14 protein-coding genes and 1 tRNA gene are annotated in these 13,335 nt (G+C 69.9%); 9 read left to right on the top strand and 6 right to left on the bottom strand.

Features of this window, described 5'->3' with window-relative positions:
- Positions 1-16: 16 nt before the first annotated feature.
- On the bottom strand, positions 17-679 hold the full coding sequence (locus FHY03_RS13870; protein WP_260159005.1) for an SOS response-associated peptidase: 663 nt from the start codon (positions 677-679) through the stop codon (positions 17-19).
- A 271-nt stretch (positions 680-950) separates the two neighbouring features.
- Between FHY03_RS13870 and FHY03_RS13865 the strand changes: the two genes are divergently transcribed.
- The 3 genes from FHY03_RS13865 to FHY03_RS13855 are packed head-to-tail and all read left to right on the top strand — an operon-like array spanning position 951 to position 2,193.
- Complete coding sequence (locus FHY03_RS13865) at positions 951-1,577, top strand: Crp/Fnr family transcriptional regulator (RefSeq protein WP_221190211.1); 627 nt, start codon at positions 951-953, stop codon at positions 1,575-1,577.
- 56 nt (positions 1,578-1,633) lie between these two features.
- The gene (locus FHY03_RS13860) at positions 1,634-1,840 is read left to right on the top strand and encodes a helix-hairpin-helix domain-containing protein (RefSeq protein WP_183931430.1); all 207 of its coding nucleotides are present in this window, start codon (positions 1,634-1,636) and stop codon (positions 1,838-1,840) included.
- 29 nt (positions 1,841-1,869) lie between these two features.
- Entirely contained in the window at positions 1,870-2,193 is a 324-nt protein-coding gene (locus FHY03_RS13855) for a hypothetical protein (RefSeq protein WP_311721704.1), read from the top strand.
- 188 nt (positions 2,194-2,381) lie between these two features.
- On the opposite strand, the gene FHY03_RS13850 is transcribed toward FHY03_RS13855, so the two are convergent.
- The 4 genes from FHY03_RS13850 to FHY03_RS13835 all read right to left on the bottom strand — a co-directional run bounded on the left by FHY03_RS13850 (position 2,382) and on the right by FHY03_RS13835 (position 4,699).
- Positions 2,382-2,458: transfer RNA gene (locus FHY03_RS13850), tRNA-Pro, on the bottom strand.
- 112 nt (positions 2,459-2,570) lie between these two features.
- Positions 2,571-2,834 (bottom strand): hypothetical protein, encoded by a 264-nt coding sequence (locus FHY03_RS13845; protein ID WP_183931429.1) that lies wholly within the window; start codon positions 2,832-2,834, stop codon positions 2,571-2,573.
- 23 nt (positions 2,835-2,857) lie between these two features.
- Complete coding sequence (locus FHY03_RS13840) at positions 2,858-3,121, bottom strand: hypothetical protein (RefSeq protein WP_183919865.1); 264 nt, start codon at positions 3,119-3,121, stop codon at positions 2,858-2,860.
- A 153-nt stretch (positions 3,122-3,274) separates the two neighbouring features.
- Positions 3,275-4,699, bottom strand: a complete 1,425-nt coding sequence (locus FHY03_RS13835; protein ID WP_183931428.1) for a M20/M25/M40 family metallo-hydrolase — start codon at positions 4,697-4,699, stop codon at positions 3,275-3,277.
- Positions 4,700-4,805: 106 nt separating this feature from the next.
- On the opposite strand from FHY03_RS13835, the gene ettA reads away from it, so the two are divergent.
- From ettA to FHY03_RS13810, 5 genes are all read left to right on the top strand, one after another.
- On the top strand, positions 4,806-6,485 hold the full coding sequence (gene ettA, locus FHY03_RS13830) for an energy-dependent translational throttle protein EttA (RefSeq protein ID WP_183919869.1): 1,680 nt from the start codon (positions 4,806-4,808) through the stop codon (positions 6,483-6,485).
- Positions 6,486-6,591: 106 nt separating this feature from the next.
- On the top strand, positions 6,592-7,074 hold the full coding sequence (greB, locus tag FHY03_RS13825) for a transcription elongation factor GreB (protein WP_183919871.1): 483 nt from the start codon (positions 6,592-6,594) through the stop codon (positions 7,072-7,074).
- A 50-nt stretch (positions 7,075-7,124) separates the two neighbouring features.
- Positions 7,125-7,358: a hypothetical protein gene (locus tag FHY03_RS13820; RefSeq protein ID WP_183931427.1), complete on the top strand. Its 234-nt coding sequence runs from the start codon at positions 7,125-7,127 to the stop codon at positions 7,356-7,358.
- 165 nt (positions 7,359-7,523) lie between these two features.
- Positions 7,524-8,303, top strand: coding sequence for an NYN domain-containing protein (locus FHY03_RS13815; RefSeq protein ID WP_183931426.1), 780 nt, complete (start codon positions 7,524-7,526; stop codon positions 8,301-8,303).
- 19 nt (positions 8,304-8,322) lie between these two features.
- The gene (locus FHY03_RS13810; protein WP_183931583.1) at positions 8,323-9,948 is read left to right on the top strand and encodes a M28 family peptidase; all 1,626 of its coding nucleotides are present in this window, start codon (positions 8,323-8,325) and stop codon (positions 9,946-9,948) included.
- A 46-nt stretch (positions 9,949-9,994) separates the two neighbouring features.
- Here the strand turns inward: FHY03_RS13810 and FHY03_RS13805 are convergent, their stop codons facing one another.
- On the bottom strand, positions 9,995-11,839 hold the full coding sequence (locus FHY03_RS13805; protein ID WP_183921375.1) for a lytic transglycosylase domain-containing protein: 1,845 nt from the start codon (positions 11,837-11,839) through the stop codon (positions 9,995-9,997).
- 236 nt (positions 11,840-12,075) lie between these two features.
- Between FHY03_RS13805 and dapA the strand changes: the two genes are divergently transcribed.
- Positions 12,076-12,957: a 4-hydroxy-tetrahydrodipicolinate synthase gene (gene dapA / locus FHY03_RS13800; RefSeq protein ID WP_183931425.1), complete on the top strand. Its 882-nt coding sequence runs from the start codon at positions 12,076-12,078 to the stop codon at positions 12,955-12,957.
- The last annotated feature ends 378 nt before the right edge of the window (positions 12,958-13,335 follow it).

Here is a 13,335-nt window from a genome sequence, read left to right as displayed (position 1 = left end):
GCGCTGACCTCCGCGATCAGTTCACCGCCATCAGCTGCGACGGGTACGGCTGCGCCAGCGCGACCGCGTCCTCGAACGGACAGCTGAGCCAGCGTTCCTCGTCCTCCTCGTGGAGCAGCACCGGCATCGCCTTGGGATGGATCGGTGCGACCAGCGGGTTGGGTGCGCACGTCAGGAAGGCGAACACCGCGCCCTGCTCCGTCGGGCGCCACACGCCGGCGAAGCTGACGATCGCGCGGCTCGGCACGTCGAACCAGTGGAGCGGGAGCTTGCCGTCCGCCGCGCGGTGCTGGCCATACTCGCTGAAGGCGGTGAACGGCACCAGGCAGCGCCGCCGCGGGTTGGCCAGCGCCGAGCGCCAGAAGGGCGAGGTGTAGTTGCGGACGTTGGTGATGTTCTTGGTGAGCAGCACCGGCCTGCCGGTGGCCTTGTCGATGCGCTTGCCCGGCACCTGGTGCGGGAAGCCCCAGGCCATCGCGTCGAGCGCGCGGCCGGCGTCGGTTTCGCGCACGACATAGGCGGGGCGGTCGGGGAAGAGCTCGGGCGGCGGCACTTCGAGGTCGGGCGGGAAGGGCACCGCGACGCCGTAGCGCGTTGCCAGTGCGATCTGCGCCTCGGTCATACGGTAGCGGTTGCACATCGCCGGCAGGCTGCCCGATCGCAACGATCTCAGCAACATATCGCGGGCGCTCGCCACCCGGCAGCTCGACGTTCGCGCCTCTGAGCCGCCTTCGGACACCATCGCCGGCGCACGAGATTAAGCGATGAGTGGCGCAGCGCGCGCGTCACGTCCCCACACCGTGATGCATGTTGTGGCGCGACCTTGATCCAGGTGTATCCCGTCAGGTGACGGGAGACGCCATGTTCAATCCGCTCGCGGCGAAGCTGAGCAGCTTCACCGATCTGGCCGACGGCGACGTGGCGGCGCTCGCGCGCTGCTCGGCGCCCCGGTGACCGGCCACGCCCACAGCGACGTGATCCGCGAGGGCGATCGTCCCGAGCAGGTGATCCTGCTGCTGCGCGGCTGGGCGTGTCGCTACAAGGTGCTCGAGAACGGGTCACGACAGATCGTCGCCTACCTCGTTCCCGGTGATCTGTGCGACCCGCACGTTTTTATCCTAGACGTGATGGACCACAGCATCGGGCTGTTGACCGACGCGACCCTCGCCTTCATCTCGCGCGAGGCGATCATCCACCTGACCGACTGCTGCCCCAAGATCGCGCGCGCTCTGTGGTGGTCGACCCTGGTGGACGAGGCGGTACTGCGACATTGGCTGGTCAACCTCGGCCAACGCGACGCCTTCGACCGCGTGGCCCATCTGTTCTGCGAGTTGTGGGACCGGATGCGGCAAGTGTGCCTCGACGCGGGCGACGCGCTCGAGGTCCCGCTCACGCAGGAGCAGCTCGGCGACACCATGGCGCTCACCACGGTGCACACCAACCGGGTCATCCAGCGGATGCGTACCGAGGGCCTCATCTCCGTGACCAGGAAGATGATCCGCGTGCACGACATCGAGCGGCTGCGCGCGATGTGCGGCTATGATCCGACCTACCTTCACCTGCGCCGGCGCGCGTAGCCGCTGCGGCCGAGCGGCAGCGCGCATCGAAGAACGCGCTGCCGCGTTGAAGGCTGATGACCAGGCAAGATACGCTCGACGTGAACACCGCGACGGCAGACCAGTTGGACGCGGTCCCAGGTCTGCGGGGGCACGGCTTCGAGATCGTCCGCTATCGCGAGGAACGAGGCCGCTTCACTGACCTTCGCCAGCTCGACGAGGTTCCCGGGCTGAGCGGCAAGTGCGACGATAGCCGCGCGTCGTGGACGGTCGGTAACGGCTGACGCGCGGGCCTACATCCAGCGGTCCCGGCGTGCCCACTTCGACGCTGGTCACGCCGGACAATCGTTACCTCGTGGTGCGAGGGCGGCTGTGGCGGCGCTCCGATCCGCGCCTCTCCGAGCAGGAGCGGGAGCGCCTGGTGGGTGAGTTGATGACGGCACGCCGCGCGGTCGCCGTCGCGCTGCGCGCCGGCCACGGCGAGGCGCTGCGATCGGCACGCGCAGGCGTCCAGGCAGCGAAGGTGGCGCTGGGCGAGCGCGGACCGCTCTGGTGGGACGATGGTGCCCCCGATTACACCAGACGCATGGCGCGAAACACGCCCTATGCGAGCTGGTACGAGAGTGTATTGGCGTGATTCTGCGCGCGGCGGACTCTCCCTCTGGCGCGGCGCGGCACGACGTCACACGGGGTGGCACAGGTCGTCGTCGTCGCTCGGCGTGCGCGGTTCTCGTCCTCACACCATAGCTGTGCCAGCAAGGCTGACGGGGGTAGGCTCCCGGATCGGCCGAATGGCGCTGGGAGGAATGCGGTGAGATAAGGCTGTGGTCGGGGAGACAGGATTCGAACCTGCGACATCCTGCTCCCAAAGCAGGCGCGCTACCAGACTGCGCCACTCCCCGACGCGGTTGCCGGCCTAGTCGCCGCGGCGCGGCGACGCAAGCTCGGGCGGACAAGCGAAGGGGCACCCGCGGGTGCCCCTAGCCGATCCCGACGCTTCACCGGCTCCAGCGCTCAGCGCGTCGCCGGTTCGGCCGCGACGTTGCCGGTGTTACCCGCATCGTCGCCGAAGTTCGTCTCAGCACCGGCGAGCATCGCCGCGGCACTGTCGTTGGCGGCGGCCTCGGCCATCGCCTCGAGATTGTCGGCGCGACGCTCGAGCGCGTCGGCCATCGTCTCGGTGTTGTTCCCGATCGAGGCGGGTTCGGGGTTGCGGTCGCACGCGGTGACGCCGAGCGGCGCGACGGCGGCGAGCAGCGGAAGCAGCGAGCGCCTCATCCTCCCGAACCCGACCCGGTCGATCACATGTTGTGCGCGGCGTCCTCGCCTGAGTCGCGGACATTGTCAGCGGCCGAGTGGATGTTCTCGGCAACCGCCTCGGCATTGTCCTCGGCGAACGGGTTCGCGGTGGTGTTCGACATGTCGGCGACGTTGCTCGCGAGCGCGTCCATGTTGTCCGCCATCATGTCGGCGTTGTTCTCGACCGCGGCGGCCTCCGGCGACTTCGAGCAGGCGGCGACCGACATCAGCGACGCGGCGGCGGCGACGAGCAGGATCTTCTTCATCTGAATGCTCCCAAGCATCATAAACCATTCGCGGCCGACCCCAACGCCGTCGCGAACGCTCGCCATACCCTACCGCTGCGGGGGGTCAATAAGCAAAATTCATCTCTCCGAAAGGTTGCGACGAACGGTGACGCCTGCCGCAGCTCCTCGCGCTCACGGCCGCGGCACCGGCCCGATCTCCTCCGGCGCGTCGGCGACGACGGCGAGCATCGTCGTCCAGGCCGCGACATTCTGCCGCAGCTGCTCGGGATCGACCCGCTCGAGCGTGTCGTCGGGCGTGTGGTGCGTGTCGAAGTAGCGCAGGCCCGATTGGTTGAGGTCGACTCCGGCGACGCCCGTGGCGATCGTCGCGGCGATGTCGGTGCCGTCGCCCGCCTTGCCCGCGCCACGCACGATGCCGAGCGGCGAGAGCGCGCTGGCGAGCCGGTCGCCGACCGCCGCGGCGCTCTCCGGCAACGAGGTCTCGAAGCGCCACACGCGGTCGGCGCCGAAGTCGCTCTCCGCCGCGATCGCGTGGCGCTCCTTGCCATGGCGCTCGGCATAGGCCGCGCCGCCGAGGCCGCCGACTTCCTCCGCGCCGAACCAGACGACTCGGATCGTGCGCCGCGGGCGATGGCCGCTGTCGAGGATCCGCTTGGCCGCGGCGGCGGTGATCGCCACGCCACTGGCGTCGTCGATCGCGCCGGTGGCGAGGTCCCAGCTGTCGAGATGGCCGCCGACCAGCACCACGCCCGCATTGGGGTCGGTGCCGGGCACCTCGGCGATGACGTTGCCCGACTGGCTCGGGCCGGGCGAGCGCGGGGTGAGCAGCAGGTGCATCCGGATCGGCTGGCCGCGCTTGGCCATGCGCTCGATCAGCGTGGCGTCGGGCACCGACAGCGCGGCGGCGGGGATCGGCTTCACGCCGTCGGGAAAGTCGGTCGTGCCGGTATGCGGCAAGCGGTGGGTGTCGGTGCCGATCGAGCGGATCACGATCGCCGCCGCGCCCTTGCTCGCCGCGACGCCGGGGCCGTTGAAGCGCGCGACGCCGTTGGCGCCGTAGCCCGAGCCGTCCTGCGTCGGCTGCATGCTGTTGCCGACATAGGCGATCTTACCCGTGAGCAAGCCCGCCGGCGCGGCCACAAGGTCACCATAGGTCGAGAACACGACCAGCTCGGCGGTGATCCCCTTGGGCGGGGTCGCGGCGGAGTGGCCGAGCGCGACCAGCTTCAGCTTCTGCGGGAACGGCGTGACGATCTCGGCCTCTTCCTCGCCGCGCAGCCACAGCGGCATGGTGAAGGGCTCGGCGCGGACGTTGCTGAAACCCAGCGCGGTCAGCTTCTTCACCGCCCAGTCGCGCGCGCGCGCCTCGGCGTCGGTGGCGGCGAGGCGCTGGCCGATCTCGGTCGTCAGCCCCTCGACCAGCTCATAGGCGAGCTCGTCCTTCAGCGCGGCGTCGCGCAGCGCTGCCACCTCGGGCGCCACCGCGGCGGGCGCGCGCGGTACCGCGTGCTGCGCGGCGGCGGGCGCGGCGAGCGCGACCAGGGTGGCGAGGGCGCTGGTGGCGAGCGCGGCGATCCGGAGCGGGGAGCGGTTCATCCGCAGCGGCGTAATCAAGCGTTGCCAATTTGCCAACGCACGCCGGCGCGCTTACATGCGCGCCACCGCATTTCCGTCGTACCCAGCCCATGGAGCAGCGCGCCAGATGGCCGTCCAGTACACCTATGTCATGAAGGGTCTGACCAAGACCTTCCCGGGCGCGAACAAGCCCGTGCTCAACAACATCCACCTGCAGTTCATCCCCTCGGCGAAGATCGCGATCATCGGCCCCAACGGCGCCGGCAAGTCGACGCTGATGAAGATCATGGCGGGAATGGACCCGGACTTCACCGGCGAGGCATGGGCCGCCGAGGGCGTGCGCGTGGGCTATCTCGCGCAGGAGCCGCAGCTCGATCCCACCAAGGACGTGATCGGCAACGTCAAGGACGGCGTGCGCCCGATCGCGGACCTGGTCGATCGCTTCAACGCGATCTCCGCCGAGATGGGCGATCCCAAGGACGACACCGACTTCGACGCGCTGATGGAAGAAATGGGCGAGCTCCAGGGCAAGATCGACGCGGTCGACGGCTGGACGCTCGACAACCAGCTCGAGGTCGCGATGGAGGCGCTGCGCTGCCCGCCGGGCGACGCCGACGTCACCAAGCTGTCGGGCGGCGAGCGCCGTCGCGTCGCGCTCTGCCGGCTGCTGCTGGAGAAGCCCGACATCCTGCTGCTCGACGAGCCGACCAACCACCTCGACGCGGAGAGCGTGTCGTGGCTCGAGAACTTCCTCAAGGAATATGCCGGCAACGTCATCCTCGTCACCCACGACCGCTACTTCCTCGACAATGTCGTCAACTGGGTGCTCGAGCTCGATCGCGGGCGCTACTACACCTATGAGAGCAACTACTCGGGCTATCTCGAGAAGAAGGCCAAGCGTCTCGAGCAGGAGGAGCGCGAGGAGGCGGGCAAGCAGAAGGCGATCGCCGACGAGCTGGCGTGGATGCGCCAGACCCCCAAGGCGCGCCAGACCAAGAGCAAGGCACGTATCCGCGCCTTCGACGAGCTGATGGCGAAGCAGGAGAATCGTGTCGCCGGCAAGGCGCAGATCCTGATCCAGCTGCCCGAGCGGCTCGGCGGCAAGGTGATCGAGGCCAAGGGGCTGACCAAGTCGTACGGCGACAAATTGCTGTTCGAGAACCTCGACTTCATGCTCCCGCCGGGCGGGATCGTCGGCGTGATCGGGCCGAACGGCGCCGGCAAGTCGACGCTGTTCAAGCTGATCACCGGCCAGGAGCAGCCCGACGCGGGCACGATCGAGGTCGGCTCGACCGTCAAGCTCGGCTATGTCGACCAGAGCCGCGACGACCTCGATCCCAACAAGAACGTGTGGCAGGAGATCTCGGACGAGCTCGAGGTGTTCCGCTTCGGCAAGCAGGAGCTGGGCACGCGCGCCTATGTCGGCGCGTTCAACTTCCGCGGTCCCGACCAGCAGAAGAAGGTCGGCCAGCTCTCGGGCGGTGAGCGCAACCGAGTCCACATGGCCAAGATGCTCAAGGAGGGCGGCAACGTCCTGCTGCTCGACGAGCCGACCAACGACCTCGACGTCGAGACGCTGCGCGCGCTGGAAGAGGCGCTGGAGACCTTCGCTGGCTGCGCGGTGGTGATCAGCCACGATCGCTTCTTCCTCGATCGTCTCTGCACGCACATCCTCGCGTTCGAGGGCGACAGCCACGTCGAGTGGTTCGAGGGCAATTACGAGAGCTACGAGGAGGACAAGCGCCGCCGTATGGGCGACGCCGCCGACCGCCCGACGCGGCTTGCGTACAAGAAGCTGACGCGCTGACGGGAGCGTCGGGGCGGGTACGAGTCATCGTGCCCATCCCGGCGCCGGTACGCCTTCGCCACGCTAACCGCTTCCCCTCGCGGCCCCGGCTGGCGTAGCTGCGCGAATGGACCGACCCAATTACATCACCCCCGCGGGCTATGCCGCGCTGCGCGCCGAGTACGACCAGCTCTTCGCCGACGAGCGTCCCGCGCTGGTCGAGACGATCGCCTGGGCCGCGGGCAACGGCGACCGCTCCGAGAACGGCGATTACATCTACGGCCGCAAGCGGCTGCGCGAGATCGACCGGCGGCTCGGCTGGCTGTCGAAGCGGATGAAGGCCGCCAAGGTGGTCGATCCGGCCCAGCAGCCCGACCGCACGCGCGTGTGGTTCGGTGCCACCGTCACCCTCGTCGACGAGGACGACAGAGAGCGTGTGCTCACGCTCGTCGGCGATGACGAGGCCGACGCCGGGGCGGGACGGGTCGGCTGGAACGCGCCGCTGGCCCGCGCGCTGCGCGGCGCCGCGGTAGGCGACCTGCGCCGCGTCCACCTGCCCGCCGGCGAGCGCGACTATGAGGTCGCGGCAGTTTCCTATCCGCTCGCTTGAGGAACGGTGAGGCCGGCTAAGCCGTTGATCTTTCAATTAGGAGAGAGACGATGGCGAACGAGAACCCGCGCACCGAGAGCGCGCGCGACCATGACGACAAGGATGTGATCGAGGGCATGATCCCCGGCGGTGAGGCGGTGCCGAGCAGCGGCGGTGGTGCGCTGGCACGCGAGGTCGGCAGCGCGGCCGATCTCGGCCAGGTCGACGATCCCGACGGCAGCGTGCGACCGACCAAGCAGGACGATATCGACGCGGGCGTGGCCTATCGCAGCGACAGGGGGTAGGGGAATGAGGGGGCGGACGGCGTCGACGACGGCCCCGACCGTTCCCGCTCCCGAATAGGCGTCGCGAACGACGTGGCTGGGCACAGTCGATGCGCGATTCTAGCCGACCAATCGGGATGTCCTCATAAACATTGACCTGCGTCGTTCCACCGCCGATGCAGCGGCATGCCCGCCGACGACCTTCCCACCCGCAACATCGCGTTGCTGATCGACGCCGACAATGCCTCCTGGCACGCGCTCGACCCAGTGCTGACCGCGCTGGCCGAATTCGGCAGCGTGAACGTCCGCCGCGTTTACGGCAATTGGGTGAAGGAGGCGCTCAAGGGCTGGCGCGACATGACCGTCAAGCACGGCATCGAGCCGCAGCAGCAGTTCGACCTCACCCGCGGCAAGAACGCGACCGACATGAAGATGACGATCGACGCGATGGACCTGCTCCACCGCGGTCGCGTCGACGCCTTCGGGATCATGTCGTCCGACAGCGACTTCATGCCGCTCGCGACGCGGATCCGGCAGGACGGGCTCGACGTCTACGGCTTCGGCAACAGCAATACGCCGGAGGGCTTTCGCAACGCCTGCACGCGCTTCATCGACGTCAACGCGCTGCTCGAGACGACCAAGCCCAAGCGCGCGCGTCGCGTCGAGGTGCCGTTCGACCAGTCGGTGCCGCCCGCGATCGGCACTGCCAGCGCCGCGCCCGCGCGCGCCACGGGAACGGTCGACGATCCCGAGCTGCTCCACCTGCTTCACGACGCGTACGACTCGCTCAAGCCCGACAGGGACGGGTTCGTCGGCCTGTCCGCCCTTGGCCAGCGGGCCGCCAACCGCTCGAGCTTCGACGTGCGCAACTACGGTTACAAGCGGCTCTCCGACCTGGTCGATGCGATCCCCTCGATCGACGTCGATCGGCGCGAGAACCACGTCTACGTACGCTGGAAGGACTGACTTTTTGACCCGACGCCTCATGCCTCTCGCCGCGCTCGCGCTGATCGCGGCGCCCGCTCTCGCGCAGGGCGCGTCGCACGCCGAGCCGAAGCGGCTCTCGGACGACGTCCGCACGCTCGCCGCGCCCGACTTCGGCGGTCGCGCGCCGGGAACGCCGGGGGAGAAGAGGACGCTCGACTGGCTGGTGGCGCGGTTCAAGGCGCTGGGGCTCGCGCCCGCGGGGCCGGACGGCCAGTACCTCCAGCAGGTGCCGCTGATCCATACGCGCGTCGCGCCCGACGCCGTGATGCGCGTCGGCGACGCGGCGCTGGCACAGGGCAAGGAGATCGCGGTGACCAGCGTGCGGCCCGCGGGGACGATCGCGATCACCGACTCGCCGTTGGTCTTCGTCGGCTACGGCGTGCGCGCGCCCGAGGCGCAGTGGGACGACTTCAAGGGCATGGACCTGCGAGGCAAGACCTTGGTCTTCCTCGTCAACGATCCCGACTTCGAGGCGCAGCCGGGCGACGACGCCAAGGGCCGCTTCGGCGACCGCCGGATGACCTATTACGGCCGCTGGACCTACAAGTTCGAGGAGGCAGCGCGGCAGGGCGCTGCCGCCGCGCTGATCATCCATGACACCGCGGGCGCGGGCTATCCCTGGTCGACCGTCAACGCCTCTAACGGCGAGAATTACGACATCGTCCGCGGCGCGGACGACCCGCGCGTGCCGCTCCAGGGCTGGATCGAGCACGACGCCGCCGAGCGCCTCTTCGCCGCCGCCGGGCTCGACCTCGCGGCGCTGCGGGTGAAGGCGCGCTCGGCGTCGTTCCGCCCGGTGGCGATGGGCAAGAGCTTCTCCGCCGCCGCGGCGGTGAAGGTGGAGCGGATCACCAGCGCCAACGTGCTCGCCAAGATCCCGGGTCGCACCCGCCCGAACGAGTCGGTGATGTTCGCGGCGCACTGGGATGCCTATGGCGAGGGGCCGCCCGACTCGAGCGGGTGCACGCTCCGCCCGGGCGCCAATGACGACGCGCTCGGCACCGCGGGCGTGGTCGAGCTGGCGCGGCTGTTCAAGGCGGGGCCGGCGCCCGAGCGCTCGCTCGTCTTCGCCTTGTGGACCGGCGAGGAGCGCGGGCTGCTCGGGTCCGAATATTACGCGACCCACCCGACGATGCCGCTCGCCACCACCGCGGCGAACCTGACGCTCGACATCCTCCAGACCGCGGGTCCGGCCAAGGACGTGGTGTTGGTCGGCCCCGGCCAGTCGACGTTGGACCCGCTGCTCGCCGCGGCGGCGCGCGCGCAGGGACGCACGATCACGCCGGAGACGTTCAGCGAGCGCGGCCTGTTCTACCGCGCCGACCATTTCTCGACGGTGCGGCGCGGCGTGCCCGCGCTGCTGCTGATGGCGCTCGGCGGCGCGTCGGACTTGGCGCAGGGCGGCCGCACCGCCGGGCAGATGTGGCTCGACGCGTACATGGCCTGCTACCACAAGACCTGCGACAGCTGGGACGCGGGCTGGGACCTGCGCGGCGCGGCGATGGACGTCGACCTGTTCCGCGACGTCGGCACCCGGCTGGCACGCCCCGGCGTCTGGCCGAGCTGGAGCGCGGGCAGCGAGTTCGCCGCCACGCGCGATCGGAGCGCCGCCGAGCGGAAGTGATCGTCTCGCGCGATCGGCCCCGCCGTCCGCGGGTCCGGCCGCGAGATCAGCCGCCGCGGCTGCGCCCGAGGTACCAGCTCAGGTTGTTCGGCCCGCGGCTGCGCGCCCGCGGCGGGTTCATCAGGTCGTACACCACGGCGTTCTCGAGCACGCGCTGCACGTAGTTGCGCGTCTCGGAGTAAGGGATGGCCTCGACCCAGTCGACCATGTCGACCGCCCCGGTGCGCGGGTCGCCGTTGGCGCGGAGCCATTTATTCACGTTGCCCGGCCCGGCGTTATAGGCCGCGATCGCCAGCGGATAGCTGCCGTACAGCCCGAAGATGCGCTGGAAGTAGCTCGATCCGAGCTGGATGTTGTAGCCCGTGTCGTCGACCAGCCGCCCGGCGTCGTAGGACAGGCCCAGCTTGCCCGCCTGCTCGCGCGCCGTGGCAGGCATCAGCTGCATCAGCCCGGAGGCGCCCACGGGGCTGCGCGCGGTGCGGTCGAACTGGCTCTCCTGCCGCGCCACCGCGTGGATCATCGTCCACTGGTCCTCGTAGCCGCTTGGTACGGCGACGGTGGGGAAGCCGTTGGCGCTATATTCGGTCAGCCCGTTCTGCATCGCGCTCCGCCCGACCAGCACGCCCAGGTCGGGGCGGCGCAGCTGGCGCGACAGCTCGTCGGCGAGATAATGGTCGGTGTCGCCCTTCGCCACGACCGCGATCTGCTTCACGAACGCGGTCTGGTCCTGATACTGGCCGGTCTGCCCGAGGAACTGCGCGGCGCGGACGATCTCGCGCGCGTAGAAGGCCTGGCGCGCGGCGGGGTCGATCGCGGGCGTCGGCGGCGCGGGCGGGGCGGTGAGGCGGCGCCCGAGATGCTCGATCGCGAGCTGGCCGTAATATTGGTCGCGGTAGCCGGCGGCGCGCTCGAACAGCGCCGCGGTGTCGGGCTGCTGCGCCTTCTCGGCGGCACGCGCCGCCCAGTAGAAGCCTTTCGCCCGCGTCTGCGGCGCCTGGCTGGCGCGACCGTAGCGCTCGAACATGGCGCGCGCGTCGGCCGGGCGGTTGAGCCTGGTCGCGGCCTGGCCGGCGAGCCACGCCAGCGATGTGTAATCGTCGCGCTCGCCATAGCCCTTGGTCGAGACGTCGGTGCCGGGCGGATAGGCGTCGTCGACCTGGCGCGCAATGTCATAGGCGGTCTGCCACTGGCCATCCGCCGCCGCCGCGCGCGCGTTGACCAGCAGCACCTCGTAGAATTTCTCGACATTGCCCGGCAGCGCCATGCCGCTGCGGCTTCGTGCCAGCCAGGAACGCGCGCTGGGCGAGGCGCCCGCGTTGCGCAGCCACGTCGCCTTGTCGGCGATATAGCCCGGGTCGCGCGCTCCGATCGAGTCGCCGCTCGCCGCCAACGACGAGGCCTCGGGCGAGTCGCTGCGGAAGGCGAGCCGCGCCGTGAACAGCGGCCGCGCCGACGCGCTGGTGTAGGGCAGCACGCGCGCCGCCGCCGAAGTGTTGCCCTGCCATAGCAGCGCGTCGAAGCGGCGATCGTGGTCGGCCGGGGTGAGCGCCGAGCCGAACTGGCCCAGCACCGCCGCCTCGTCCTGCGCCGAGAGCGAGCCGAGCCGCCAGGCGGTGCGCGCCGCCTCCTGCGCCTGCGCGCTGGCGCCCGTCGCCATGTACGCGCGCGCGCACGCGACCCATCCCGCGGCGGTCAGCGGCGCCCACCGACGGCAATAGGCCGCGACGCTGGCGGGCGCGACGTTCGGGTCGGACGCCTTGCGCTCCACCGTGCGGCGCATCGCCGCCTCGCCGGGCCAGCCGGGGTGCGCGGTGAGGAAGCTGACATAGCTGTCGAACGGCAGCGCGTCGGTCTGCTGGAGCACCTTCCACTGCGCCAGCGGCTGCGCCATGCCGGGCAGCGGCGCGGCCGGGCTGGGGATCGCGGCGGGGGCCGGGGCACCTTGCGGCACCGACACGCTACCATATTGACTTGCCGCGAGAACCGCGACGCCTGCTGCTGCTACGACGAAGATCAACGAACCTGCCTTCACTCTCTGTACGACGCGACCGGTGGACAGACTAGCGACCCTAGCCGTATCTGCGCTGAACGGCGCCCCCCAATCGGTCGCAGGAGCAAATTCACCTCATGTTCTCCGGTTCCATTCCCGCCCTGGTGACCCCGTTCGACCCGGCCGGTGGCTTCGACGAGCGCGCCTATCGCGAGCTGATCGAGTGGCAGGTCGCCGAGGGCTCGTCCGCGCTCGTCCCCTGCGGCACCACCGGCGAGGCGGCGACGCTGACTCAGCAGGAGCAGTTCGCGATCGTGCGCGTCTGCGTCGACCAGGCGCGCGGGCGCGTCCCGGTGATCGCGGGCGCCGGCTCGAACGACACCCGCGTCGCCGCCACCAACCTGCGCGCCGCCAAGGAGGCCGGCGCCGACGCGGCGCTGATGGTCCCGCCTTACTACAACCGGCCGTCGCAGGAGGGGATCTTCCGCCATTTCGAGGCACTGGCGCAGGAGGGGCCGCTGCCGATCGTGCTGTACAACGTGCCCGCGCGCACCGTCACCGACATCCTGCCCGACACGCTGGTGCGGATCGTCACCGCCTTCCCGCAGGTCTTCGTCGCGGTGAAGGACGCGTCAGGCGTGCTCCAGCGCGTGTCGCAGCACCGTGCGGCGCTGGGAGCGGACTTCTGCCAGCTCTCGGGCAACGACGACCTCGCGCTCGCCTATAACGCTGTGGGGGGGGTGGGGTGCATCTCGGTCACCGCCAATGTCGCGCCGCGGCTCAGCGCCGACTTCCAGCGCGCCTGCGCGGCCGGTGACGCGGCGGAGGCGCTGGTGCTGCACGACCGGCTGTTCCCGCTCCACGTCGCTCTGTTCAGCGACGCGTCGCCGGGACCGGTGAAGTACGCGATGACTCGGGTACGGCCAGACTTCCCCGCCGGGCTGCGGCTGCCGATGACGTGGCCGGGCGAGGCGAGCCGGCAGGCGGTCGACGCGGCGATGGCGCACGCGGGATTGTGATGTGCCAGTGGGTTCGACGCACGAGGAAGTGCGTCCTCTCACATTGGTCTAATTGTATCGGTCACTCACTCGTGCCGGCCTGCTCGAGCACGAAGCGCGCGACGGCCTTTCCCGGTCCGTCATTCCCACGCCCTTCTTTCGTCATCCCCGCGAGGCGGGGATCCAGACACGCAGGTCCTCGATCGGGCCGCCACGTTAGCGTTTATGGATCCCCGCCTGCGCGGGGATGACGACAAGAATATTAAATGACCGAGGGGTTAGGGAAGATGGCGGAGGCAGGGATGACGACGTCTCGTCGGGACGCCGCCGGCCAGCGAGAACCATGACCGGAAGCGCCACCACGATCTGCCGGCAGAAGGCGATCGTCTCACCCCTTCC

This window comes from Sphingomonas sp. BK345, from assembly GCF_014193845.1.
GTDB lineage: Bacteria > Pseudomonadota > Alphaproteobacteria > Sphingomonadales > Sphingomonadaceae > Sphingomonas.
Note: the sequence above shows the minus strand (reverse complement) of the source record. Positions and strands in the feature narration are given on the sequence as shown.

What these genes read in the sequence shown, in the direction of transcription:
- FHY03_RS13870 (WP_260159005.1), bottom strand. Translation starts at nt 679, where the DNA reads ATGTTGCTGAGATCGTTGCGATCGGGCAGCCTGCCGGCGATGTGCAAC.
- FHY03_RS13860 (WP_183931430.1), top strand. Translation starts at nt 1,634, where the DNA reads ATGACCAGGCAAGATACGCTCGACGTGAACACCGCGACGGCAGACCAG.
- FHY03_RS13845 (WP_183931429.1), bottom strand. Translation starts at nt 2,834, where the DNA reads ATGAGGCGCTCGCTGCTTCCGCTGCTCGCCGCCGTCGCGCCGCTCGGC.
- FHY03_RS13840 (WP_183919865.1), bottom strand. Translation starts at nt 3,121, where the DNA reads ATGAAGAAGATCCTGCTCGTCGCCGCCGCCGCGTCGCTGATGTCGGTC.
- FHY03_RS13835 (WP_183931428.1), bottom strand. Translation starts at nt 4,699, where the DNA reads ATGAACCGCTCCCCGCTCCGGATCGCCGCGCTCGCCACCAGCGCCCTC.
- ettA (WP_183919869.1), top strand. Translation starts at nt 4,806, where the DNA reads ATGGCCGTCCAGTACACCTATGTCATGAAGGGTCTGACCAAGACCTTC.
- greB (WP_183919871.1), top strand. Translation starts at nt 6,592, where the DNA reads ATGGACCGACCCAATTACATCACCCCCGCGGGCTATGCCGCGCTGCGC.
- FHY03_RS13820 (WP_183931427.1), top strand. Translation starts at nt 7,125, where the DNA reads ATGGCGAACGAGAACCCGCGCACCGAGAGCGCGCGCGACCATGACGAC.
- FHY03_RS13815 (WP_183931426.1), top strand. Translation starts at nt 7,524, where the DNA reads ATGCCCGCCGACGACCTTCCCACCCGCAACATCGCGTTGCTGATCGAC.
- FHY03_RS13810 (WP_183931583.1), top strand. Translation starts at nt 8,323, where the DNA reads ATGCCTCTCGCCGCGCTCGCGCTGATCGCGGCGCCCGCTCTCGCGCAG.
- FHY03_RS13805 (WP_183921375.1), bottom strand. Translation starts at nt 11,839, where the DNA reads ATGGCGCAGCCGCTGGCGCAGTGGAAGGTGCTCCAGCAGACCGACGCG.
- dapA (WP_183931425.1), top strand. Translation starts at nt 12,076, where the DNA reads ATGTTCTCCGGTTCCATTCCCGCCCTGGTGACCCCGTTCGACCCGGCC.